Source organism: Bordetella tumbae (genome assembly GCF_054780995.1).
Genome location: NZ_BAAGVG010000018.1, coordinates 461,689 through 485,552, shown reverse-complemented (window position 1 = coordinate 485,552; position 23,864 = coordinate 461,689). Strand labels below are relative to the sequence as shown.

Genomic DNA, 23,864 nt, shown 5'->3' with positions numbered 1-23,864 from the left:
CACGGACATCGCAAACATAGCGGCCCCGCTCCCCGGCGCCGCCTAGACGCGCACCACCTCAAATGTCGACATCAACCGCCATCAGCCAGCCAACACCCGCCTCACTCCGCGGCGTAACGATAAACCGCCAAGGTACTGCGCCACCCGGGTAATACCTTGATCTCTCGTCCCTCGTGGAACGTCGCTCGCTCCAAGATCCGCAGTCCCAGGTCAGCCGCCAGCCGCTCGAAATCGCGCAAGGTGCATAGATGGATATTCGGCGTGTTGTACCACTGATAAGGCATCTGCCCCGTCACAGGCATCCGCCCCCGCAAGATCGACCACCCATGCGGCCAATAACCGAAATTCGGAAACGACACGATGCCATAGCGCGCCACCCGCGCCATCTCGCGCAAAATGTGCTCGGTGCGATGCATCGACTGCAGCGTCTGCGACAGCACCACCGTATCAAACTGCTTGTCATCAAACAGGGCCAGGCCATCTTCGAGGTTCTGCTGAATGACCTCGACTCCCCGTTGCACGCAGGCGATCACATGCTGATCGTCGATTTCGACTCCCGCACCTCGCACTGAACGCTCGTCACGCAGATACGCGAGCAACGCGCCATCGCCACACCCCAGATCCAGGACCCGGCTGCTTGGGTCGATCCAACTGGCAATCCTGACCAGATCAGGACGCATACCTTGCGTACGCCCAGGTTTTACCGACACGGGACTCATACTGGCTCCTCTGCAATCCTTCCTGACGGGGTTGCGTCCTCCGTGGAGGACAAAGCGTGTGCCGGCGACGCGGCATTTTCGCCTGACGTCGCCTGCGCCAACCCCAACTCGCGCGCAATACGTTCGTAATACCCTCGTACGACTGCGTGGTAACGCGAGTCATCCAGCAAAAACGCATCGTGCCCATGCGGCGCATCAATCTCGGCATACGTGACGGGGCTGCCATTTTTAAGCAATGCGCGCACAATCTCGCGCGACCGCTCAGGCGGAAAACGCCAATCTGTCGTAAACGACACCAACAGAAAATCTGCCGTGGCTGGTGCTAAGGCACGTGCCAAATCCCCCCCTGTGTTACGAGCGGGGTCAAAATAATCCAACGCACGCGTAATCAACAAATAGGTATTGGCGTCGAAATACCGGGAAAATTTCTCGCCCTGATACCGCAAATACGACTCGACCTCGAATTCCACATCGTAGCCATAGCGATACGCCCCCCCCTCGGCGGGCTCACGTTGCGTACGGCCAAATTTCTCGGCCATGTCGTCATCCGACAAATAGGTGATATGCCCAATCATCCGCGCAACGGACAGCCCGCGCCGGGGCACCGTATGCTGCGCATAATAATCGCCCCCATGAAAATCTGGGTCCGTGATAATGGCGCGCCGCGCCACCTCGTTAAAGCCGATATTCTGGGCGGACAACCGCGGCGTACTGGCCACCACAATGCAATGCGCCACCCGCTCGGGGCACGTAATCGCCCAACTGAGCGCCTGCATCCCGCCCAGAGATCCACCCATCACGGCAGCGAAACGCTCGATCCCGAAATAATCCGCCAGGCGGGCCTGGGCGTGAACCCAATCCTCGACCGTCAGCACGGGGAACGCCGCGCCCCAGGGCTGCCCCGTCTCGGGATTGATACTGGCCGGCCCGGTAGACCCAAAACACGAACCGAGATTGTTCACCCCGATCACAAAATAAACGTTCGTATCCAGCGGCTTGCCGGGCCCCACCATGTTGTCCCACCAACCGACATCCTTGGGATTGTCATGAGCGATACCCGCCACATGATGCGAAGCGTTCAACGCGTGGCACACCAACACCGCATTGGTGCGCTGATCGTTCAACGTGCCATAGGTCTCGACCGCCAGCTCATAGGACGGCAGCGACTGACCACTGGCCAATGGCAGCGGCTCATCAAATCGGATGAATTGCGGAGTCACCATACCGACCGAACCGGGCGCCGGCTCAGTGGATGGCTGGATGGAACCGGGGGCAATCCCCTCGGCAGAATGCAAGGCAGGAGCGGTCATACCGACCTCTTTAGCTGGATTTATAGAGGCGCCCGCAAGCGGATCAGGCAAATCGGCGCCGGTTTGAAGCAGAGATTCTAGCACTCTCAAGCCGAGTCACAGCCTGTCACACGACAGGAGCCCTGCGGCTGATGCTCCCGGGACATCCCCGCGCCAGCGCATCAACGGGCCGATACACGCTCAGATGAGTCCGATAACTCATCGCAGATCCTGTCTTAGCTATAAATCCTGCGTATCACATGGAAAATCGCGCGACCTAATTCTCGCAATTCACCATTTCGGCAGCTCTGCGCCACCGCACATGTTATGCAAGGACGTCATCTTTCCGACCGCGAAGTCGCGTGCCTGCACTGGTCGTCGCTGGGGAAAACCAGTCGGGAAACCGGCCTCATCCTGGGGGTCACCGAGCGCACCGTCAACTTCCACATCGGCAATGCCTGTCACAAACTCGGCGTCAACAACCGAGGCGCTGCGATCGCCATCGCCGTCAGACGACGCCTGCTGCCCGTCCTAGTCACCGAGCCTCAGCCTTTGCGCCCAGAAAAAACCGTCCGACCCACGCGGACCGCATCGACCGTACGCCGCATCCCTGAATCTCCGCGCACTGACTCGCCTACTTCAGTTTCACCGCCCGCACGAACTCCTGAGCCGGATCCACAGGCAAACTCTGCTCGGTCCCTGCGGCTACCGCATCGATCAACATCGTATCGGTCACCCATACCCGGGCCATCAGCCAAGCCGGCTGTTGCCCCGCACGGCCCCGTGCCACGATCTCGTCCCCAAAATTCGGCAGCGGCGACGGCACCGGAGCCCCCATGTTCACATAGAGAGACCGCATCAACGCTTGACCCAATGCCTCCCGCGCCGCCCGATCCTTTGCAATCGCCGCGGGCAACGGCGCAGACCCCACCGCAAACATCGCTTGATCGACCTGCGCCGTAGTCAGCGAAAATGCCAACGCCTGGCCCCCGAGAGAAATGTTACGCGTTTCCGTCTCGACCTTGGCCGGGAAAGCCGCCTGCACATGCCCGTCGGCCACCACCATCTCGCGCCAGTTGTAACTCGGCGTGCACCCGCCAGCCAATAACAGCACCATACAACACAGCTGCAACACCGCGGAACGCGGCCCACGACGACAAAACAACCGAAAAATCATCATGTTATGCCCTCCCTCACGCATAATGATATGGATGAATTGTCACCGATCCCCGGCTCTCAGAGAGGTTACCTCGGCAGGAATCGCCCACACCTCGTAAAATCCGGCCTCAATATCCGAATATTCATATGACTGTGACCGATACCACCGCCAGCCGCCTGGCCCGCCTACAGGCCCATACCGCCCTGCTTGCCCAGACCCTGCGTGGCATCGAAAAAGAAGGGTTGCGCGTCGACAACCAGGGGCGCCTGTCCCGTACCGCCCATCCGGCCGGGCTGGGTGCTGCGCTGACCAACCAACATGTCACGACCGATTATTCCGAGGCCCTGCTCGAGCTGATCACTGGCACGCATGACCGTGTCGACCCTCTGCTGACCGAGCTGGAAAATACCCATCGCTTTGTCTATAGCGTGCTGGATGACGAGCTCATCTGGAATCAGTCCATGCCGGCGGTTCTGCCCGTCGAGGCCGATATTCCCATCGCCTGGTATGGCAAGTCCAACACCGGCATGCTCAAGCACGTCTACCGTCGCGGCCTGGCCGAACGCTATGGCAAAGCCATGCAATGCATCGCCGGCGTGCATTACAACTTTTCCTTGCCCGATGCGCTGTGGGGCGTTCTGGATCCCGGCACGCCTGATCCGCAAGACCAGCGTTCGCGCGGCTACATCAGCCTGATCCGTAACTTCACGCGCTACTCGTGGCTGCTGATGTATCTGTTCGGCGCCGCCCCCGCCCTGTCGCGCCAATTCATGGGCGACAACGCTCAGCAATTGCAGCCCCTGGGCAACGACACGCTGTACCTGCCCTACGCCACCAGCCTGCGGATGAGCGACCTGGGCTATCAGAACAAGGCCCAATCTCAGCTCAAGCTCTGCTACAACGATCTCGATACCTTTCTGGGCCGCCTGTACGAGGCCGTGTCCCAACCTTGGCCCGACTACCAAGCCATCGGAACACATCGCAACGGCGAATGGATCCAGCTCAACACCAATGTGCTGCAGATCGAAAACGAGTACTACTCCAGCATTCGCCCCAAGCGCGCTACCGGCCGCGGCGAGCGGCCTATCACCGCACTGGCCGAGCGCGGCGTGCAATACGTAGAAGTCCGCTGCCTCGATATCGATCCCAGCCAGCCCGTAGGCATCGCCGCGGACACGGCTCGCTTCATGGACGCATTCTTGTTGTTCTGTGCCGCGTCGGACAGCCCGTATTTCCCGCAGAACGGCTACTGCCAACGTAGCGCAGACAACTTTTCCGTCGTCGTCAAAGAAGGCCGCAAACCCGGCTTGCAACTCGACCGCGACGGCGTGGCCATCGAATTACCCGTCTGGGGCCACGAGCTGCTCGATCAGATCGCTCCTTTTGCGGCGCTCTACGACCAGTCCTTAGGTGGAGACGCCTATACGCGCGCCCTGCAAGCTCAACGAGACAAACTCGACCGCGCCGACGATACACCCTCGGCACGCCTGCTCAGCGACCTGCACGACAGCGGCCTGTCGTTTCACGACTACTCGCTGCAGCTCAGCCGCCGACATGCAGACACTCTGCGTGCACAACCTCTGCCTGCCGACATCGCCGCGACCTATGCCGAGGCGGCACGGCAGTCACATGCTGAGCAAACGCACCTCGAACAAAGCGACACGGTCGACTTTGATACCTATGTAGCGCATTACCACGCGGCATTGAAGGCGCCTAAATCCGTGAAATAGTGCACTAACCCGGCAGGGCAGCCATATCCTTGATATCGTTGCCAGCGCCCTTGTCCAACAAGAGCTTCACCATGCGCCGGTCCCCACGGCGCTGCGCCAGCGTCAGCACGGTGCCGTCGATGACGGTATAGGACAGACAGCTATTTGCGCCGTGCATGATCAACTCATTGACCATGTCATAGTTTTCATTCTCGACAGCATGAAACAACGGCGTTCGCCCACTGTGGTCGCGCGCATCTACCCACACACCTCGCTGCTTGAGCAGGAATCTCAGCCCATACAGATTATTGTGCTTCGCAGCGAGCGCCAGGGCAGAACATCCGTTGGAATCCGTTGCATGGATATCCGCCCCGCCTGCGATCAGGTGTTCGATAGCGATATCCGATTGCCCTTTTGCTGCCCGCAGCAGCGCCGAACATCCGTCGCGGTCTTTCAAATCGGTCCGGGCGTTCTGCCCGATCAAGAGATTCAAAATGGACGAATCGTAGGTCCGGTCTGCATAATCTGCAGCGCGCATCATGACCGTCAGGCCCGCGCGGTCTATGGCGTTGAGATCAATATCCCTTTGCTCACACAAGAGCCGGATCGCCCGGCGGCGCCCCAGTGCCACGGCCACGCTCAGTGCACATTCCCCCTCAGCATTTGCAGTATTGATGTTTGCCCGGCGAGCCACCAGCGACTCTACAACGTCGTAATGCCCTGCACGAATCGCCAGCACCAGAGCGGTGTCGCCGTTGTTGTCCTGTCTGTCGACGCCCACGGGCTGGGCACTATCGTCTGCGTATACTTCGTACCCCAACAGGACCTTGACTGCATCCACAAACCCGGACATGGCCGCCCACATCAAAGCGCTGTAGCCGGATTGATCCGTCGCATCCACGGACGCCTTGCCTGCCAACAACGTATGAATGGCCGCGACGTGGCCATGCCGCGCGGCACACATCAGCGGTGTCAGTCCATTTTCATCCCGGACATCCAGTGCCTCTGCCGGCAGAATATCGACCAAAGCACTCAATACCGCGCCACTGTCTGAGGCCGACGCTGCATGCACTGGGAAATACCTGGGCGCTCTCAGGCTGGCGATTAGTTTTTCGGTATCGTTCTTCGCAAATATGGCTCTCACACCGGATGCATCCTTGGCGTAGACGCACACCATGAGATGCGCCTGTACGCGCTCCATCTCGGCGTTGTCATCTGGGATCATCCCGATGCCCGACCGGGCAAACAGATCAGAGACGGAATCGGTGGCAGCGACAAAAGAATTAGCAATCATCATGAGTACCGGCCGTAAAGGTGTGTCACACGATCCGGATCGCGCAACATCTGGTTGAAATCATTGCAAATACCGGCATGAGTAACGATTCGACACGGTGAGTTCCCACTTCGAATCAAAAATTTCAAGTCAACCGGAGTGGTGATCTCCGTCACTATCGGGATATCCGCTTCCTCGGCACGCTGGGTCGCCCCAAGAACAAGGCCAGGGAAAATGCCCATGGCGTACAATTTTTGTTCTGTCCCTCTACCGATGACCTTTGAACCGCTCAGCATGAAAACGGCGCATGCCACAGAGACGGGTGCAATCGTCTCAGCCTCGGATTTCCCCACCTTCGAATCCACGGATTTCGCTGGCGAGGGATCGTTTTATTTTGATTTGGTGCGATTGCAGGATCAGCCAGGCATTCCACGGGGTTTTCCACATCGCCATACCTACTACCACATCCTGTGGATGTCCCGAGCGCAGGGCACGCACATGCTGGACTTTCAACACCTGGAAGTCCGTGACGGCGCCGTATTCTTCTTGACCCCTGGTCAGCTACACGCCTGGACCTCATCGGTTGCACCGCAAGGCTATGTGATGAATATCAGCACAGCCTTCTTCACGCACATGTTTCCGCGGGCGGACGATATCGCCAAGTTCCCGTTTTTTCACCCCACCAGCGGCAATCCCGTGCTCTATCTCACACGCGATCAGCACGATGACATGCTGCCCCTGCTCCAAGCGATGGAACAGGAACAACAAGGCAGGCAACCCGGCCGCTACGACGTCATACGATCGTACTTGCTGATCTTATTGACCCAGTTGCGCCGCGTGTATCCGATCGATGACCGCACACGTACTGCCGGTCCGAGCTACCCTCTGGTCAAGCGCTTTGCCTTATTAATCGAAACGCAATATCTGGCGTACAACAGTATTCAGCAATATGCCAACGCACTCTACGTCAGCGCCCGTCAGCTCAACGAAGCCACTAAACGCGCCACAGGACGCACGGCCAGCCAACTGATTCAGGATCGCATACTGCTGGAAGCCAAACGGCTGCTCAGCAATACCGAATCAGGCATTGCCGACATTGCGTTTCAGCTCAATTTCGAGGATCCCGCCTATTTCACGCGATTTTTCAAGAAACACACAGCAATGACGCCCGGCGAATTCCGCAAGGTCGATCTCAGCCTGCGCGCCTGAACGTTGCTGGAAACGGCTCTGCCCCGCATCAAACCACCCGCGCAGCACACCGGCCACAGGCGGGCCAAATACCTTCGCTGCGCCAAAAAGTACAACTCAAGCGCGTATCTGTCCTGACGGTTGTGTCCAGTCTCTGCGTACAGTTTCGGAAAACCGATAACTCAGGAGACATTCATGTCCAAGCTCCGCACACGCCTATGGCGTTCTCTGCTCTGCGCCGCCCCGCTCGCTTTGGCGTGCAACATCGCCACGGCCGCCTTTCCCGAACGCCCTGTCACGATCATCGTGCCGTTTGCCGCGGGCGGCGCCACCGATGTCATCGCCCGTACCGTCGCCCAAGCCATGGCCGGTAAATTGGGGCAGCCCGTTATCGTAGAAAATCGTGCAGGGGCTAACGGTAATATTGGCGCCGGAGCTGCCGCACGCGCCGACGCCGACGGCTACACGCTGCTCATGGCGACCTCCAGCCACGCCATCAATGCCACGCTGTACCGCAAACTCGATTACAGCCTGACCAAGGACTTCACGGGCCTGTCCAACCTCGCATCCGTGCCCTTGCTCCTCGTCGTCAATCCCCAAGTTCCTGCCCGTACGGCGGTAGAGCTATCCGCCTATATTCGAGACAACGGCAATCATATGGCGTACGCATCTGGGGGGACCGGCACAGCGGCCCATCTGGCGGGCGCCCAATTCAACTCACTTTCGCACGGGCAAGCCACTCATGTGCCCTACAAGGGGGGCGCTCCGGCATTGAATGACCTCATCGGAGGCCAGGTTCAGTTCATGTTCGCCAACCTGCCGGAGGTCCTGTCCCAGGTCCAGGGAGGCCGCCTGATCCCGATCGCCGTCACGGGCCAAAATCGACATACAGCCCTGCCGAACGTGCCTGCCTTTGCCGAAACGCAATTCACCGACATGCAGGCACGGTCCTGGTTCGGATTGTTCGTCCGCGCAAACACCCCCCCCGAAACGGTAGAACGTTTGTCCAAAGCGATTGCCGAAAGCGTCGCTACGCCCGCGGTGCAGACCAAGTTGAAAGAAATGGGCGCCGACCCGATTGGCAACCAACATGCCGAGTTTCAGCAATACGTCGAGCAAGACGTAGGACGCTGGAAGGCACTCGTGGAAGCCTCAGGCGCATCGGTCGAGTAACGCTCCGTTCAGGGTGGCGGGCCAGACCGCCACCCTGAACGCTCAAGCCGGTATCAAAGAAGGCAAAGCGTCGTCATTCAATAAAGCGTCCCACAATGTCCGGACTTGCAACGGCGGCATCACCGAACCTGCGTTGTTCAAGAATTTCTCTTGAATCTGCTCAACCGTGGCAGGCCGCTGCGCACTGCCGATCACTTGAGGGACACTCGCACGCAAGATCGCACCGTTCTCCAACGTGACGGACACATCCGCACCGAAACGCTCAGGGAAACCGCTCTCCTCCCAAGACGCAGCGCTGATGTGGGCGGCCAAATTCAGCGCTTGCTCATTCAACGGCCCCGTCGTCATGGCTCCAACATTGGTGGGCAGATTCAATAGCGCCAACGCCACACAATAAGGCAGACTGTATTTCGCATCATTGGTATCGCGTGGTGCTTGCTTTCTTTCCCAGGGCTGCGCAATCACCAATCCCGCACCAGCGGCCACCAGGCAATGCGCACCCACGATACGCAATCCCATCCCCGCGGCCTGTTCACGCAACTGGCCTGCGGCCTCGAGATAGGGATGAATGTAGTGGCAGCAGGGATGAAACTTGAATGCCGCCTCACGCAATGTCCAAACGTCCTCCAGACTGTCCAGCTCATTCGACAGACGGTCCCCCGCTGAGCGATCGTCGGCATAGGCTGCGTATATCCCGTGTTTGCCTTCCAATACAGACGCAGGTCCCGTCATACCCGACATAGCCAAGCTGGCTGCCCACACCCCAGCATGAGCGGCCCATCCGGGGTGCAAGGCCTTGACGTTAGACCCATCGCTCAAGAATTCAAAGATACCGCTGGCCTGACTGCCTGCTATCCCCGCCGCACGCGCGATCGTCTGCACATCGGCCCCTCGGGCAGCCGTTGCGAGTATCGCGGCGACGACAGCGCCGCCAACCGAGGTGACTTGAAATCCTCGCCGCTGAAACGCGCCTGCCGCCGCTTGTCCGACCCGGACGAGCAACTCCCACCCGACAACAGTCAAGCGCAACACTTCGGACAACGGCAGCCCTTGCTCCTGCGCCACTGCCAGAACCGGCGGCACAATCACTGCACTGCCATGCACAATCGAACGCATATGCGTGTCGTCATATTCGAGCGAGTGTATGGACGTACCGTTGAGCAGCGCTGCCGTGTCGGCATATACAGCGTCCTTGGCACCGAGTACCGTGGACTTTCCGCCACGCGGACACTGTGCCAACAGCTTTGCCATGAACTCGCGGTGCGATGGCACATTCGATGCTGCCAATCCCACCCCGATTGCATCCGCCACATGCAAACGCGCCAGCATCTGCACATCATGAGGAATAGCCTGCAGGGTCAGCAGGCGCGCAAATTGCGCCATACGCCAAGCGGCAGCAGTCGTTGCAGTACTCATGCAGATATCCCTGCTGCGCTGCGTCCAGCCAGATAGCCCAGGCCGATTGCGGTCAATAAGCCATTCCCCGAACAATACCCCTCGGCCCCTGCGCTGCCGCTGATACCGGCCGCTGCACCGCCCCCGGCATACAAGCCAGGAATGATCGAACCGTCCGCACGCAACACGCGGCCCATATCATCCACGGCCAAACCGCCTTGCGTATGAAACAACCCGGGCGTCACGCGGCAAATCCAGAGTTTTCCCGTCAGCGGCGCCATCCCGAAATGCCGACGTCCCTGCGGGTCTTTAGCACCACTGTCCTGCTGATTTTCTGCAGCCTGGTTGTAATCAGTCAGCGTGCGGGTCAGCGCAGCCTCTGGCAGGTTGAAAACCGCAGCCAGACCTTGCACAGTGTCGCTGCCTTTGACTCCATGGTGATCGACCAACTCTTGAAATTCTTCTTCTTTGCTGGCGAGCGCTTTGATTCGATCATCAAAGATCGCGTAGACAGGTCCGGCTTGCGCGAGCACGCGTTTTGCATAGCCCGAGTATCCTAAATCCTCATTGCCAAAGCGCTCGCCCGCCGCATTCACGAGAATGCCGCCCTTTTCGATCGTCGTCCACGACAATAGCGACCCATGCGGATACGCGACCGCTGCATACCCCTGGTAAGCCCGCATATTCGCCAACTGGGCGTCCAGCTGTTCCCCCCAGATCATGGCTTCACCTTCGCTGCCCAGTGCACCGAAATACTCGGCGCCCGCAATCTCGGTGCAGTATTTCTTGACGAGATCCCGATTGGCGGCAAAGCCGTTCGTGGCCAGAATCACATTGCGTGCACCGATTTTCGATGCCTCGATGCCGGGTCCCGTCACCGCTGCGCCGACCACTGTGCCAGATTCATCGACATACAGCGTGGACACTGCATTATTCACTGCCAGCGGAATATCGCGCGTTGACACGGCCGCCAACAAATCGTCCACCAGATCCTGCCCACGGCGCGACACCGGCGCATGCAAACGCGGAACGGAGTGACCCACATGGCAGTAATCTGTGATCAGTGCCATACGCGCACCCACAACATCCACCAGCCATTCACACAAGCCGGCAGAAATGCCGGCCATACGGCGCGTCAACGCGGGCAGCTCGCTATGACCGGCGGTGCGCTCCAGATCAGCCACCATGCGCTCGGCCGAATCCTCAATCCCCGCCTCTCGCTGAAAGCGGCTTCCGGCTCCTGGCACCGATCCCGTACTCAACGACGAATTGCCACCCGGCCGTTCGCGTTTTTCCAGGATGGCCACGCTCGCGCCGGCGTCATGCGCGGCAATGGCCGCCGCCAAGCCGCATCCACCAGCACCGACCACCAACACATCGACTTCCATATCCCATGCCAAATCGGGATGAGATTTTTCAATGACAGCGTGAATCACCTGCGTTCTTCCTCTAAATTTCCGGCCATCACCGGTACGGCTTATCGATACGCGCTCGCTTAATGAGCCGCGCGTGGAAGGCGAGCCAAACGGCGGCAGCTACGCCGCCGTCAGAGCCTGCATCCAATCACTCCACGAACACTGCAAATCCAGTGTTTCCGTGCGTCCACTTGAGGAGCCACCGGCCAAGCTCACCAATGCCTGCAACGTCGACATCGCGTGCGGCGTATGCCGATCGCATAGCGAGCGGATTTTGTCCCAGACATCCTGCGACGCCAGCGGGAGGTCCGGACCTCCACGTGCGCTCCAGCATGTCTCAGTCATCTGCCCATCAGGCGTGGTCAGCGTCACGGTCGCTGGGCGATCCTGTGGCCAATCCCGCACGTCCGCAAACGGTTCCAGGACCACCTTGTTACGCAACCGCGCAATGCGAGGATCGGACAACGATGCGTTGTCAAAAGCCTTTGCCCCGCCATGTCCGTGCACCAGCGCCGCAGCTACGGCATGTGGTACGGAAAACTTGGCTCCTAATGTGGTACTGGGTGAACGGTTGTCCAACGGATAGGCCAAGGGATGCGCATGCACCCGAATTTCACTGACCTGCTCTCCGCCTAACAACGACGCATCACGCGACAACAGCGCCTGCACCGCCTCGATTGCCGAATGCGCATACTGGCAGCAGGCGTTGATCTTTTGATAGCCGGATGCAACCGCCCATTCATCCTCATCCGTCAAAGCCGGCACGTTTGTGCTGCCACCCAACGCGGTAACGTACACGTCATACGGCGTCGACGCCCATCCTCCAATGCCGGCTTGTGCCTGCTCAACCGCCAGGATACCCATGGCAGCCCCCTGCGCCGCCCACGTATTTCGCACCAATACGCCCTGCAGCGCTTGATTGAAAGGCCCGGCCATTCCCATCGCACAAGCACCTGCCACAGCGCTGAGCGCCTCGTCAACAGGCAAGCGCCGCAGTATGGCGATACCCGCCGCGGCCCCTACCGGAGCCAACAACGCATGCGGATGAATCCGCATAGGTACAAAACTCCATGCTCGCGCAATCCGAGTCACCAGTTCGTATCCCAGCGTCAACGCCCGTAACACATCCTGCGCTACCGCGCCCTCTTGCTCGGCCACGGCCATCAGAGCGGGCAGCACATACAAGCCGCCATGGCAAACCGCCTTGCGGTAGCCTTCGTCCAACTCGTTCCAACCCATCGCCAATGCATTCTGGGTAGCCGCCGCATGGACGCTGACACGCTTGCCATGCGGCACAAGCAGTGATGCAGGACCGCCCTGCTCCCGCGCCAAGACCGCATTGCGAGCCTTTTCGATCTGCGGTTCTTCCAGTGCGCTGAATGCGGCCGAGACGTTATCCGCGACGATCATGGCTGCGCGCTGGCGCACCATGTCGGATAGGTCTCGCCACTCCACTGAGACAACACGTCTCACACACGCTTCAAAGCCCTCCGCAGCCTGCTGCCGTGCATCAGCGGGTACTGTTGGATTCAGAACAGGTCCCACAAGCTCTCCTGGCTCAATAAATCGGCGCTTTTCCCGTCGTAGATAATCCGCCCGGACTTGATCACAATGGCCCGGTCGACGTTCTGCAAGGTCGCCTGAACGTTCTGCTCGACGATGACGATGGTTGTCTTGCGACTGCGGTTGATCTCGCTGACACTGGCCAACACATCCCGCACAATCACTGGTGCCAAACCGATTGTGGGCTCGTCCAGCAACAAGATCGACGGTTGCGTCATCAGCGCCATACCCAGCGCCAGCATTTGCTGCTGTCCGCCGCTCAACGACCCTGCGATCTGCTCGCTACGCTCTGCCAACAATGGAAATAACGCATACACCTCGTCAAATGCCTGCTTGCGAGCATCCGGCTCATGGCGCATGCCGGCAATTTTCAGATTCTGCTGCACCTGCAGATCCCGGAAAACATTGTGACCCTGCGGCACAAAGGCCATGCCATAGCTGACATTCACATGCACTTCATTGGTCCGGATCGCGTTCCCGCGGTATTGCACATTTCCCTGCATATGTTCCAGATCACCCATGCAGGCGCGCAGCAATGTCGTCTTACCCGCTCCGTTGTGGCCAAAAATGCCGACCCGCTGACCTTCGGGCACCTGAATACTCAGGTCGTGCAACACATGCAGTTTGCCGTAGTGCACATTCAGATCTTTCAATTCCAGCATTCGATATCCCCAAGCGCGGCCATCATTGGCCGAAGTACAGTTCGGCCAATGTCTTGCTTTCGAGCAGGGTCGCCACATCGCCACGCTCCAGGATTTTTCCCTGTGCCATGAACACGGCGCTATTGCATAGATCCTTGATGAACGAGACATTGTGTTCCACAACACACACCGCACGTCCTGAGGCGGCTTCCTCACGCACAATCTCGCGCATCGTCTCGTAGGCAGCACCTTCCACACCAGCCATCGGCTCATCGAGCAGCAACAATGGTCCCTGGCTCATCAATGCGCGTGCCAACCCCACGAGTTTCTGCTGGCCAAATGTGATGTCATTGACGCTCACGTCAGCCATGGCGGATAACTTCATACGCTGCAGGATATGCATGGCGCGCTCTTTCGCTTGCTGCTCGGCACGCCGCACCGATGGCCCCGCCGTGAGCAACCGCCACAGCGACTCCCCAGGATAATCAGTTGGCGCAACCAACAGGTTTTCCAGCACGCTCAACGAACCAAACAGACGCATGTGCTGCCAAGTACGTGCCACACCGGCCCGGGCTCGCGCATACAGAGGCAGCCCGGACAACGATTTCCCATCCAGCATCATCGAGCCGCTGTCGGCCGGAAACACCCCGGATATCAAGTTGAAAAGTGAAGTCTTTCCTGCTCCATTCGGTCCGATCAGACCCAGGATTTCACCTGCCTTGAGTTCCAACGTGATGTGGTCCGCCACCACCACCCCGCCGAAACGCTTGCATACTCCATTCAGACTGAGTACGTTACTCATGGCTACCCTCGGCTGAAAGACGTTTGCTCGCAGGCACTAATCCCTGAGGTCTCAGGAACAGGAACAGAATCACCAACGAAGTAAAGATCACCCCTTGCAGCGGCCCCATGATGGCCGATGGCAAATTCAGGAACGTGATCGCCTCAGGCAGCAAGAGCAGCAACACCGCCCCCACCACCGGCCCATATACCGAGCCCATACCGCCTACCACCACCATCGTCAGAATCATGGCCGACTGCAAGATCTGAAACTGATCTGGCGTCAGGTATTGGTAATAGTAGGCATAGAGTCCGCCCGCGACCCCCGCGATACCGGAGCCCACCGCGAAAATGGCGATCTTGATATTCATGGCATTGCGACCCAATGCCAGAAAAGCCAACTCATCATCGCGCATGGCCTGAATCGCCCTGCCATAGGGGCCTCGCACCAACGCCCGTAAAGCCACTACCACAACCACAGAAACCCCTAGCGTAATGGCCGCGAACACCAAGCTGCGATTCTCCTGCACAACGTTGGGAATCCCGCCCAACCCACTGGCCCCACCGACAAAATCCAGGTTCTTGATGATCTCCAGCAGTCCCAGCTGAAATCCGATGCTGGTAATCAGCAAATAGTCTCCTGATATGCGCAACGAAGGCAGCGACAACATGAACGAGGCCAGCATTGCCACGACAAATCCCGCAGCAATGCTCAGCACCGGATGCAAACCGAACTGCGTGCTCAGCACGCCGACCGTATAGGCTCCCAGCGCGAAAAAAATCGGATGCGCAATGCTGATCAATCCGCCAAAACCGATGATCAGATTAAAGCTGGATGCCAGAACGATATACAGCCCGATCAGAACCAATAACGATGCAACATATTCCATGTATGACTCCGATCCGTGTCTCAGGCGCCAGATGCCGCGGACTTGGCCGCCGGCTTTCTGCGCATCAAACCTGTCAACTGCACCCCCTTCGGGAAAAACAGGATGGTGATAAAAAGCAGCGCGTACAGGATCAGGCTCTGCCACGCCGACGGGATGACCAGAATACTGAACGCACGCAGCAGCCCCAGGAATACCGCAGCAATCGCCGCGCCGAATACATTTCCCATCCCGCCCAACAATGCCGCGATCACCGCGAACAACATCATCTCCAGAGGCGTATTGGGCACCATGGAGGCTCGCGTACCAAACAAGTACATCCCTGCCGCGATCAAAATGGCGGCTAGCACAAAGGTCAACGCATAGACCTTACGCACATTGACCCCATAGAGACGGCTCAGATGCGGATTGTCTGCTGCTGCGATCATGTACTGTCCGTGGCGAGTCCGCCTCATGACGAAGAACAGCATCGACATCAAGACCACGGTTGCCGCAATAGCCTTCAAATCCCATTCACTGACGACCACACCGTCCACAATATAAGAAGTCGACATGATGCTCGCGGCGAGCGACACCGGCTCCGTGCCGGCAATCATCGCCAGCACATACTGCACCAGCTCGGAGATCACCAACGTGAAAATAAAGAACGTCAACGGCGGCGAATGACGACGGCGAAAAGTCTGTAGCCCGAATATCTCCATCGCCAACGCGGCAACAATCGCGGCACCGGCGCCCAGCGCCAGCGCCGCATAGGCGGGCCACCCCAACTTCTGAATGGCCCAGTACATCGTGTAGTACGCGATCCCCATCATGCCGGCCTGGGCGAAGTTCCATACCTTCACCACTTTCAGCACCAATGCAAACGCTGCTGCCAGCAGCACCGCATAGGTTGAATTGGCCAGGCCGGTCCAGAAAATCTGCAATAAGGTCTGGAAGTCCAGCATTCCTGCTCCTAGCAAGGCGGCCCGCGCCGCCCTTTTTTATCGACGCAGTTCCTATCCGCTTACTCGACGGTCGCCACGGGCGCGAACGCGCCGTTTTTGACTTCGAATAGATAAACGGGCTTCTTCACTCTATGGTCAGCGCTGACCTGCAGCTTCCCGGTCATGGGCAAGTCAAAGTTCGCGACCTCTACCAAAGCTTCGCGCATATTGGCGCCCGTCAACGGCTTGCCGTTTTTCAGCAGATGACCGTACAGATCGGCGATCAAATAAGGCATGTCATACAGATACTGGGTGTACGGCAGACCATTGGGAATGCGCCCCTCCGTTTTCTTCCAGCGCTCAACAAACTCGGCAATACGCGGATTCTGTTCAGCCGACGGCGCCAGAGCAGATACCATCAAGCCCTCGGCAGCAGCGCCTAATTGCTGAATGACTTTGGGGTTATAGCCGGCGGAGTACGTCGAGATGGGCTGCTTGATCCCCAACTGACGAATCTGCGCGATCACTTGCGGCAGATCAGAGACCAGGCCTTGGATATGAATGATGTCCGGATTAGAGGTCCGGACCTTCAACAAGGCCCCGGTGTAGTCGGTCGATTGTGCGTCATATGCCTCGTACGCGACTACTTTTCCGCCCAGCGATTCAAAGGCATCGCGGTAAATTTTCGCGCCCTCTACGCCACTATCGTTGTGAATGTACAGTACCGCGGCTCGTTCTTTTTTCAACGTTTCGCGTGCATAGCGGGCCTGTGCCACCACGTCCACATCGGCCAGCGGATAGGTCGTGTAAACGTAGTCACCCAGCTTGGCGATCTCGGGCGAATTCGCTCCCACGCTCAATCCCAGCACCTGACTGCGATTGGCAATGGGCGCCACGGCTTTGACAACAGCGCTCCACGCCGTGCCAAACACGGGCACCTTGTCCACATTCACCAGACGGTTCACCGCATTGATGCCCAATCGAGGATCCGCTTGCGTATCCAGCAAGATCATCTCCAGAGGATGGCCGTCGACACCTCCCTTCGCATTGATGTCCTGCACCGCCCATTGCGCGGCCTTCGCTTGATCCGCGCCAAACAGCGCTTGCGAGCCCGTCAGAGGCATTGCCAGGCCAAACTTCAACGGTTCTTTATTTGCCGCTTGCGCCCAACCCATACCAGCCCAACCTAAACATGTCGCGGTCAAGGCAAGTCCAGCAACGATCTTCCTGCGTGCGTATTTCATGTCATTCCCCTTGGGAGAGTGCAGGCGGTTCAACCGCCGATTGTGTTCAGCTTTTCAATGACCGCTGCCGTCGTACCGACATCGGCGTACTTTTCAGACATATCAAACAGATTCACGGCATGTGACACCTGACTGCGGTCATACACCGCATCCTCAGGAACGATCACTTTGAAATTCAACGAAAACGCATCCACCACACTGCCTCGCACACAGCCGCTGGTCGTGCAGCCCGTCACGATCAAGGTATCCGCCTGCAGATCGATCAAATGACTGGCCAGCGCGGTGCCAAAGAAGGCGCTGGGATGTTTTTTCGGCAACAGCACATCGCCTTCGCGGGGCGCCACCTCTTTCACAAACTCGTATCCATGCGCCGGGATATTCATGATCGCAGGGACTTTCTCGGCCAGACGACCACCATCCGTAGCCTTCTTCGGCGCGACGTGCGGATACAAAACAGGCCAATTTTTTTCGCGAAAGGCCGCCAGCAGCTTCTGAATATTCGCGACCGCTTTCCAACCCACCTCACCACAGCTAGTGGGGAATTCCTTGATCGAATCCCAGAAAGGCTGCGGCGTTGTCCCCACAGTGCGGTACTGCACGTCGATAATCAATAACGCTGGGCGCACGCCGATGCCAGATGGCCGCCCAAAACCCGCTGCCCGATAGGCACGCTGTTCCTCGTCACTGATAATGTTGTCCCACGGTTTCATTGCGACTTCCCTTGATTCGATTTCAATGTGCGCATCAGATACTGGCCATAGCCTGGTTTCCCGACGATTTTTCCGTCTTGCATCACCGTCTCGCCACGCACGATCGTGCGCACCGGCCAACCCTTCAGGTCCCAGCCGTCATATAGGCTGTAATCCGAATAAGACCCCAACTCCTCTGCCTTGACCGTGCGAACCTTATTCAAATCGACCAAGGTCAAATCCGCATGCGCACCAATCTGCAACGAGCCCTTGTCCGGATCCAGGTTGAAAATCTCGGCGGGGCGCTGTGTCAACAGCGCCGCAATACGCGCCAGGCTGAGCCGGCCCTTGTGATACCCCTCCGATAACAGCACCGGCAGAATCGTGGCCGTTCCGGGGAACCCCTGCGACGCCAACCAGAGCGGACGTTCCTTGGTCGACTTTTTTCGAGGCACATGATCGGACGCCACCACATCGATGCTGCCGTCGTTTAGCCCTTCCCACATCGCCTGCACGTCATCACTCGAGCGAAACGGAGGATTCGCCTTGCCCAATGGCCCGATATCGGCATTCTCATCATGCGTCAGATAATGCGGGCACGTCTCGACATAGACATGCTCATAGCGCTGGCGCCACTTGCGCACTTCGTCCAACGCCATACGCGTACTCAAATGGGGGATGTAGATGCGGGCATTCAAATGCTCGGCAAACATCATCGCCCGCACACAGTTCTCCGCCTCGGTAAACGCGGGTTTGGAGGCCGACCAGTCTTTAAGCGTGTCGCGCCCTTCCGCCTGGAACCGTTTGCGCAAGCGATTCACAATCTCGATGTTCTCGGTATGGCACACGACCTTGACATCGCCCAATCGCGCGGCCTGAGCCAGCAGATCATAAAAATAGCCGTCGTCAGTACCATCCAGGCCGAGATAACGTCCCTCTTCCCCCTTGAAATTCATGAAGTACTTGAAAGACGTCACACCATATTTGTTTACATACTCCGCCAGCTCCCGGACATGCATTTCATTGGCGACACTGAAATGGAATCCATAATCAACGTGAGCACGGGTGCGGGCATATTCCTGCTCGCGCCGATAGACGTCCGTGTAATCCTCGTTATTCAGAAAATAGCCCAGCACCGTCGTAAACCCACCCTGCGCGGCATAGATCGTCTCGGTTTCGTATTCGGTAATTTTTTCGCCAAAGCCGAAATGGATATGCGCATCGATCAAACCAGGAAAAACATGCAAGCCCTGTGCGGAAACTTCTGGCACGCCCGACCCGACAGGGGTGCCCGGCACCAGATGTGCAGCAATACGGCCGCCTTGAATCAACAGGTCCAAGGGGCGCTCGCCATGCTGCGCATCGACGACGATGCCACCCCGCAAGACGAAATCATGGGACATCAGCTACTCCGAATGAGAGGGAACAAAATGAGAAAGTTCAGCCAGCGAGCTGGGTAAAAGCCCAGGCTCATCAATCAAAAGCGCGGAAAGACTTTGCTCCAGCCAATCGCGATCCAGATCAACACCGATGCAGACCAAGCGCGAACGCTCATCCGCATCAGGCCATGCTTGCAAAACGTCTGGCGTATGAAAAACCTTGCCAACGGTCTGCATGAATACAAACGGTCTGACCGCATCCAACATGCGCAGCAGGCCTTTGCTGCGCAATAGCTGATCGCCATAGTGACTCGAGACCAAATGCCACCAGGCAGCCAGCCCCGGCCATGAGATCGGATGGTCAATATGAAAGCCGAGCGTTGAAACACGGGAATGAAACAGCGATGTCACAGCAGAATCGGCTCGATGTGCATCCGGGTCCTGACCGTGACTGTGCTCCTGATCATCGCCATGATGCGCACCATCGTGTCCGGCACCATGCCGATGCTCACCGTGATGATCGCAGTGATGCGACGGGTGCCCTCCCCGCTCCTTGGCGATGGCAGTCAACACAGCCTGACGCTGGAGGCTGCCCGCCGATGCGGTAAAGATTTCGTCTGCGAGGCTGCCCGCCACCGAGTCGCACACTACCGCGGTCACATTCAGTTGACGAATCAGCGCGCGCAGCTCACGGACATCCTGCTCAGGCGCCAGATCGCTCTTAGTGATCACCACACACTCGGCGGCAGCCAGCTGCCGCACGGACTCCGGCTGTGTCACCAACTGCCGCAACCCTTGCTGCCCGTCGACCGTCACCACCACCTGATTCAGACGGATAGTTTCAGTCAGAATCTTGTCGCCCAACAGCGAATGCAAAATCGGCAGAGGTTCCGCCAACCCCGTCGTCTCCACGACGATGCGACGCAACGGCGCGCCGTGCGCACGCGCGGTAGCGCACACATCCAACAAGGTCTCTCTCAATGAGCCGCTCAGGGTGCAGCACAGGCATCCCGACTCCAGCAACATGACGTTATCGGTCACCTGCGCCAGCACGAGTTGATCAATACCGATCTCACCGACTTCATTGACCACCACTGCCGTGCCAGCCGATAGCGGCGAACGCAGCCATGCATTGAGCAAAGTGGTCTTGCCGCTGCCCAAATAGCCCGTCAGCAGATCGCAATCAATACGCATAGACACGCACCGCGCTCCCTTGAAACGCATCTTGCCTGCCTTGGCCCATCTCACCCAGCCATAACGACAAGCGAAATTTAATTTCAACAAGCATAACAAAGCAATTACGGTTACGCTAGAAGAAATTAAATATCGCTGTTCATAACAAAACACTGTCTTGCAGCCTGATCCCCCTTCCGGAGCTCAAATGCGTCAAAATTCTCGCTATCCTCTGCTAAGTCCCGGCTCAGACCGCCACATGATTGAAAAAAACCCCAACTCCGTCGAAGCCGTAAAAGTCGCCGTACGCATCCTGGATGAGCTCGCTGCCCAACAGCGACCCATGGGTGTCACAGAGCTCGCAGACGCCCTGAGCGAAACCAAGCCCCGTGTTCACCGTCATCTCTCCACCCTGAAAGAGATGGGACTGATCGAACAGGAGCGCACCACAGACCGCTACCATCTAGGCTGGCGCGTATTCCAACTGGGCGAAGCCGCGGGGAACCAGTTCGACCTGAGAGCTCGGGCCGAACCCTATATGGTCCGCATACGAGATGAACTGAAAGAAACGGCCGTGCTGGCGGTGCCCATCAATGGCACGCCCATGGTGATTGCCACCGTGGAAAACATCTACGGCCGCATTCTGATCAGTGTCAAACCCGGCAACCGGCCGCTTCCCCATTGCTCGGCGCTGGGGCGGCTCACCCTGGCCTTTCAGCCCCCCGCACTCATAGAAGCCCGCCTGGCGGAATCGCTTCCCCCGGAAACGGACCGGTCGCTCACGGATCCAACACGGATCCGCCAGCGTTTGGAACTCATCCGGCGCCAGTACTACGAGGTCTGCGACGGAGAGATGATGATCGGCGTCAACACCATTGCCGTGCCGATATTTCGTAATGGCGATCAGCTGGCAGGAGCACTGTCCATCGTGGGATCGATTCAAAATATTCCGAATCCGCCTCGCAGACACCAGGTAGAAGTCCTGCAGCATTGCGCTGCGGAACTCTCCAGCCAACTGAGCAGTGAGGCCTATGCTGATTGGCATCTGCGCGAAAGCGCCTCGGAAATATTGAGCGCATTGTCTTAGCCCGCCAGCGGCCGGAACCAAACGCTCGCTGACAGTTACCAAGGATTGCATCCCTCACCGGCCGGGCCGAGCTCCTCGACAAGCCCGATCGCGGGTTCCCTCTGTCACGAGCGAGGCAAACGTGGTCCTCCCTATCCTCAACCTGTTCCCAACCTTCAGCCTGGAGCCAGACGTCTTCGATTTGAATGGCGACGATCTTTCTAGTCAGCCAGAAAACCAAGCCGCCGTCGAAGGCCGTCCATCCGCAACGGTAAAGGAATCCAGCGTAGCCGCCAACACGGCAGCCGCGCCGTCGCCAGAAGCATCCGACGTATCAAACGGGATTGCCTTCCTTTTTAGCGGTCTGGCCGCGCTTCCGCGCCACGCCGCCCAGGGGGCTCAATGGTTATGGTCAGCAGCCCCCTATGCCGCCCAAGAAGACGCGACACTATCAGCCACCTCAGCGGTCCCCGCCCCGCGTCCGTCGCTCTATGAGCGCAACTGTGCCGAGATCCAGAAGCTGCTCAACGAGATCGACGGTGTACTACGCGAGCTCGACAGGGAACTACACAACCAAGACCCTCAGCACCAGCCCGTCATGCCGCCGTCTTTGCAGCCGGGACACGCACAAACCAATAGCGAATATGTCCGCTCTTGGGGCTATTTTCTGCGAGGCGGCGGCGCCGCTGCGACCTCTGCCGTGGGTTGGGGCGCCGTGGCTGCAGGCCTGCCCTATGCCGCCGGTCTGACGGGGAATTTTTTTGCACAAACGGCAGCCCTGCTCGGAGGCGGCTATATCGGTCTCAACACTGTGCGTAACCTCCCCGATCAGGCGCGTCAAAATGCCATCAACCTGGCCATTCAAGACGCCATGCAAGCAGTCGAGCAACGTCAACGCAAACTCCAGCCGCTTATCCAACACGAAGCCCTACGCAAAAATGCGATGGACCGTGTGATCGCCGTGGCAGCGGAACGCCAACAACGCGTCCGGACGCTCGAAAGCAAACTCACCGCACTCACCGAGGCCATTAATACCGCTCCCGCGGCCCCGGCAAGCACTGAGTACGCCAATGCCGCCGGCCTCTGCATCGATTCCTTGAATATGGGCGATGGCGAACAACGTCAACAATCCCTGTCCATGCTCGCCAGCGCCCAGCAGGCATTTCAAGAGCTCTTTGCCGCCGTCAATGCCAACCTCTCGACTGTCGGCAATGCCATCGGATACGGTCTATCTAGTGTGGGCCAAACGATCCATCGCGTCATCGCGATTCCCGGCACATTGTTAGACCGCTATACCGCCTACCGGGCAGAGACCGCCTATCAAAATGGAGAAGGCAAATCCCTGATCCGGGCCCTTACTACACCCATCGAGGGGCCCAGTATCGTCAATGCCAGCTTTCGCAACTCGCAAGAACAGTACCGCCAAGCCTGCGGTTTTTCCCCTCCGCAAGCTGAGGTTCGCAATCAGCTCCACATGGGTCAGCACATCGCCCACGCGCTGGTGATCAGCGACGATCCCACGCCAGGGACTGTCGTATGTTCAAGCGACCTCGGATCGATGGCAGTGAGTTCCAACCTAACCACCACGCGCGCCTTGACGTGGTACCTCGATGCCGCGGCGGACCATCCAGCAGAGGTCGCTCGCGACGCAGCTGCGCCGACCGTGCGCCGCTTGCCGGACAACAGCTTGTTGATCGACGATCCTCACAGCCATTTTTATGACTTCCTCATGCAGGCACCGACGACCTATACGGTCAGCATGGTCGATGCTACAGAACAGAATGACGCCATGAAACCAGGTGTCTTTCAGCTGCATGACTATTATGCCGGCTTTCCGCGCGGCTGCCGTGGCGTACAGTTCGAACGCACCATAGACGAAAATACTGGCGCCTTTGCATTGCGTATCCGTTTGGTAAAAGACCCAGGCACATTCGGCATACAGCCAGCAATCATTCCCTTGCGAGACGACGATCATATCGCCAATCGCCTGCATGCCACCCACCGCGTACACCAGGCGGATCGCTCCATCCTCGCGGCTGACGATTATCAAAACATGTCAAAAGAAGCATTGGCCGCCGCACGTGCGTCTGTCATCGCAGAACTCGCACGCCATGCCAAGCTCGGCCACAGCGAACGGCAACAGCTAGAGCAGCTGGAAAACTGGGAACACCCGAACTTCAGACAGCTGATGGTGTGATA

The 23,864-nt window shown here is 58.4% G+C and carries 20 protein-coding genes, 1 pseudogene and 1 riboswitch; of the genes and pseudogenes, 6 read left to right on the top strand and 15 right to left on the bottom strand.

Annotation, left to right across the window (positions count from 1 at the left end; all coding sequences use genetic code 11):
* Window positions 1-101 precede the first annotated feature (101 nt).
* A complete protein-coding gene (gene metW, locus ACYVI2_RS17090; RefSeq protein WP_415815727.1) occupies window positions 102-719 on the bottom strand; it encodes a methionine biosynthesis protein MetW in 618 nt (205 codons plus the stop codon).
* Window positions 716-2,029, bottom strand: a complete 1,314-nt coding sequence (metX, locus tag ACYVI2_RS17085; protein ID WP_415815725.1) for a homoserine O-succinyltransferase MetX — start codon at window positions 2,027-2,029, stop codon at window positions 716-718. Before metX ends, metW begins: the two co-directional genes overlap by 4 nt.
* A riboswitch (SAM riboswitch) is annotated at window positions 2,019-2,098 on the bottom strand. It overlaps the preceding gene by 11 nt.
* A gap of 237 nt (window positions 2,099-2,335) precedes the next feature.
* Between metX and ACYVI2_RS17080 the strand changes: the two are divergent.
* Window positions 2,336-2,503, top strand: a pseudogene (locus tag ACYVI2_RS17080) (helix-turn-helix domain-containing protein); the annotation flags it as partial.
* Window positions 2,504-2,642: 139 nt separating this feature from the next.
* Here the strand turns inward: ACYVI2_RS17080 and ACYVI2_RS17075 are convergent.
* The gene (locus ACYVI2_RS17075; RefSeq protein ID WP_415815723.1) at window positions 2,643-3,125 is read right to left on the bottom strand and encodes a hypothetical protein; all 483 of its coding nucleotides are present in this window, start codon (window positions 3,123-3,125) and stop codon (window positions 2,643-2,645) included.
* 194 nt (window positions 3,126-3,319) lie between these two features.
* Here ACYVI2_RS17075 and gshA point away from each other — a divergent pair, with 194 nt between their 5' ends.
* Window positions 3,320-4,897: a glutamate--cysteine ligase gene (gene gshA, locus ACYVI2_RS17070; protein ID WP_415816495.1), complete on the top strand. Its 1,578-nt coding sequence runs from the start codon at window positions 3,320-3,322 to the stop codon at window positions 4,895-4,897.
* Window positions 4,898-4,901: 4 nt separating this feature from the next.
* Here the strand turns inward: gshA and ACYVI2_RS17065 are convergent, their stop codons facing one another.
* Entirely contained in the window at window positions 4,902-6,173 is a 1,272-nt protein-coding gene (locus tag ACYVI2_RS17065; protein ID WP_415815721.1) for an ankyrin repeat domain-containing protein, read from the bottom strand.
* Between the two features lie 270 nt (window positions 6,174-6,443).
* Between ACYVI2_RS17065 and ACYVI2_RS17060 the strand changes: the two genes are divergently transcribed.
* Window positions 6,444-7,358 (top strand): helix-turn-helix domain-containing protein, encoded by a 915-nt coding sequence (locus tag ACYVI2_RS17060; RefSeq protein WP_415815719.1) that lies wholly within the window; start codon window positions 6,444-6,446, stop codon window positions 7,356-7,358.
* Between the two features lie 174 nt (window positions 7,359-7,532).
* Window positions 7,533-8,510 (top strand): tripartite tricarboxylate transporter substrate binding protein, encoded by a 978-nt coding sequence (locus ACYVI2_RS17055; RefSeq protein ID WP_415815717.1) that lies wholly within the window; start codon window positions 7,533-7,535, stop codon window positions 8,508-8,510.
* A gap of 42 nt (window positions 8,511-8,552) precedes the next feature.
* Here ACYVI2_RS17055 and ACYVI2_RS17050 read toward each other — a convergent pair whose 3' ends face one another.
* The 11 genes from ACYVI2_RS17050 to ACYVI2_RS17000 form a co-directional block, all read right to left on the bottom strand.
* Window positions 8,553-9,926, bottom strand: coding sequence for an MmgE/PrpD family protein (locus ACYVI2_RS17050; RefSeq protein WP_415815715.1), 1,374 nt, complete (start codon window positions 9,924-9,926; stop codon window positions 8,553-8,555).
* Complete coding sequence (locus tag ACYVI2_RS17045; protein WP_415815713.1) at window positions 9,923-11,341, bottom strand: FAD-dependent oxidoreductase; 1,419 nt, start codon at window positions 11,339-11,341, stop codon at window positions 9,923-9,925. Before ACYVI2_RS17045 ends, ACYVI2_RS17050 begins: the two co-directional genes overlap by 4 nt.
* 99 nt (window positions 11,342-11,440) lie before the next feature.
* Window positions 11,441-12,793, bottom strand: a complete 1,353-nt coding sequence (locus tag ACYVI2_RS17040) for an MmgE/PrpD family protein (RefSeq protein WP_415815711.1) — start codon at window positions 12,791-12,793, stop codon at window positions 11,441-11,443.
* Between the two features lie 56 nt (window positions 12,794-12,849).
* Window positions 12,850-13,545, bottom strand: coding sequence for an ABC transporter ATP-binding protein (locus ACYVI2_RS17035; RefSeq protein WP_415815709.1), 696 nt, complete (start codon window positions 13,543-13,545; stop codon window positions 12,850-12,852).
* 22 nt (window positions 13,546-13,567) lie between these two features.
* Window positions 13,568-14,326: an ABC transporter ATP-binding protein gene (locus ACYVI2_RS17030; protein WP_415815707.1), complete on the bottom strand. Its 759-nt coding sequence runs from the start codon at window positions 14,324-14,326 to the stop codon at window positions 13,568-13,570.
* Window positions 14,319-15,194, bottom strand: a complete 876-nt coding sequence (locus ACYVI2_RS17025; protein ID WP_415815705.1) for a branched-chain amino acid ABC transporter permease — start codon at window positions 15,192-15,194, stop codon at window positions 14,319-14,321. The genes ACYVI2_RS17030 and ACYVI2_RS17025 overlap by 8 nt, the downstream gene beginning before the upstream one ends.
* Window positions 15,195-15,214: 20 nt before the next feature.
* Window positions 15,215-16,135, bottom strand: coding sequence for a branched-chain amino acid ABC transporter permease (locus ACYVI2_RS17020; RefSeq protein WP_415815703.1), 921 nt, complete (start codon window positions 16,133-16,135; stop codon window positions 15,215-15,217).
* A gap of 59 nt (window positions 16,136-16,194) precedes the next feature.
* Entirely contained in the window at window positions 16,195-17,358 is a 1,164-nt protein-coding gene (locus tag ACYVI2_RS17015) for an ABC transporter substrate-binding protein (protein WP_415815701.1), read from the bottom strand.
* A 29-nt stretch (window positions 17,359-17,387) separates the two neighbouring features.
* On the bottom strand, window positions 17,388-18,068 hold the full coding sequence (locus tag ACYVI2_RS17010; RefSeq protein ID WP_415815699.1) for an isochorismatase family protein: 681 nt from the start codon (window positions 18,066-18,068) through the stop codon (window positions 17,388-17,390).
* The gene (locus ACYVI2_RS17005) at window positions 18,065-19,450 is read right to left on the bottom strand and encodes a dihydroorotase (protein ID WP_415815697.1); all 1,386 of its coding nucleotides are present in this window, start codon (window positions 19,448-19,450) and stop codon (window positions 18,065-18,067) included. Before ACYVI2_RS17005 ends, ACYVI2_RS17010 begins: the two co-directional genes overlap by 4 nt.
* A 3-nt stretch (window positions 19,451-19,453) precedes the next feature.
* The gene (locus ACYVI2_RS17000; RefSeq protein ID WP_415816493.1) at window positions 19,454-20,620 is read right to left on the bottom strand and encodes a CobW family GTP-binding protein; all 1,167 of its coding nucleotides are present in this window, start codon (window positions 20,618-20,620) and stop codon (window positions 19,454-19,456) included.
* 187 nt (window positions 20,621-20,807) lie between these two features.
* On the opposite strand from ACYVI2_RS17000, the gene ACYVI2_RS16995 reads away from it, so the two are divergent.
* Both ACYVI2_RS16995 and ACYVI2_RS16990 read left to right on the top strand, forming a co-directional pair.
* Entirely contained in the window at window positions 20,808-21,686 is an 879-nt protein-coding gene (locus ACYVI2_RS16995) for an IclR family transcriptional regulator (protein ID WP_415815695.1), read from the top strand.
* A 121-nt stretch (window positions 21,687-21,807) separates the two neighbouring features.
* On the top strand, window positions 21,808-23,862 hold the full coding sequence (locus ACYVI2_RS16990; protein ID WP_415815693.1) for a hypothetical protein: 2,055 nt from the start codon (window positions 21,808-21,810) through the stop codon (window positions 23,860-23,862).
* The last annotated feature ends 2 nt before the right edge of the window (window positions 23,863-23,864 follow it).

Bases quoted from the DNA above. Each gene is read 5' to 3' on its own strand.
- metW (WP_415815727.1), bottom strand. From the start codon at position 719: ATGAGTCCCGTGTCGGTAAAACCTGGGCGTACGCAAGGTATGCGTCCT.
- metX (WP_415815725.1), bottom strand. From the start codon at position 2,029: ATGACCGCTCCTGCCTTGCATTCTGCCGAGGGGATTGCCCCCGGTTCC.
- ACYVI2_RS17075 (WP_415815723.1), bottom strand. From the start codon at position 3,125: ATGGTGCTGTTATTGGCTGGCGGGTGCACGCCGAGTTACAACTGGCGC.
- ACYVI2_RS17065 (WP_415815721.1), bottom strand. From the start codon at position 6,173: ATGATGATTGCTAATTCTTTTGTCGCTGCCACCGATTCCGTCTCTGAT.
- ACYVI2_RS17060 (WP_415815719.1), top strand. From the start codon at position 6,444: ATGAAAACGGCGCATGCCACAGAGACGGGTGCAATCGTCTCAGCCTCG.
- ACYVI2_RS17055 (WP_415815717.1), top strand. From the start codon at position 7,533: ATGTCCAAGCTCCGCACACGCCTATGGCGTTCTCTGCTCTGCGCCGCC.
- ACYVI2_RS17050 (WP_415815715.1), bottom strand. From the start codon at position 9,926: ATGAGTACTGCAACGACTGCTGCCGCTTGGCGTATGGCGCAATTTGCG.
- ACYVI2_RS17035 (WP_415815709.1), bottom strand. From the start codon at position 13,545: ATGCTGGAATTGAAAGATCTGAATGTGCACTACGGCAAACTGCATGTG.
- ACYVI2_RS17030 (WP_415815707.1), bottom strand. From the start codon at position 14,326: ATGAGTAACGTACTCAGTCTGAATGGAGTATGCAAGCGTTTCGGCGGG.
- ACYVI2_RS17025 (WP_415815705.1), bottom strand. From the start codon at position 15,194: ATGGAATATGTTGCATCGTTATTGGTTCTGATCGGGCTGTATATCGTT.
- ACYVI2_RS17020 (WP_415815703.1), bottom strand. From the start codon at position 16,135: ATGCTGGACTTCCAGACCTTATTGCAGATTTTCTGGACCGGCCTGGCC.
- ACYVI2_RS17015 (WP_415815701.1), bottom strand. From the start codon at position 17,358: ATGAAATACGCACGCAGGAAGATCGTTGCTGGACTTGCCTTGACCGCG.
- ACYVI2_RS17010 (WP_415815699.1), bottom strand. From the start codon at position 18,068: ATGAAACCGTGGGACAACATTATCAGTGACGAGGAACAGCGTGCCTAT.
- ACYVI2_RS17005 (WP_415815697.1), bottom strand. From the start codon at position 19,450: ATGTCCCATGATTTCGTCTTGCGGGGTGGCATCGTCGTCGATGCGCAG.
- ACYVI2_RS17000 (WP_415816493.1), bottom strand. From the start codon at position 20,620: ATGCGTATTGATTGCGATCTGCTGACGGGCTATTTGGGCAGCGGCAAG.
- ACYVI2_RS16995 (WP_415815695.1), top strand. From the start codon at position 20,808: ATGCGTCAAAATTCTCGCTATCCTCTGCTAAGTCCCGGCTCAGACCGC.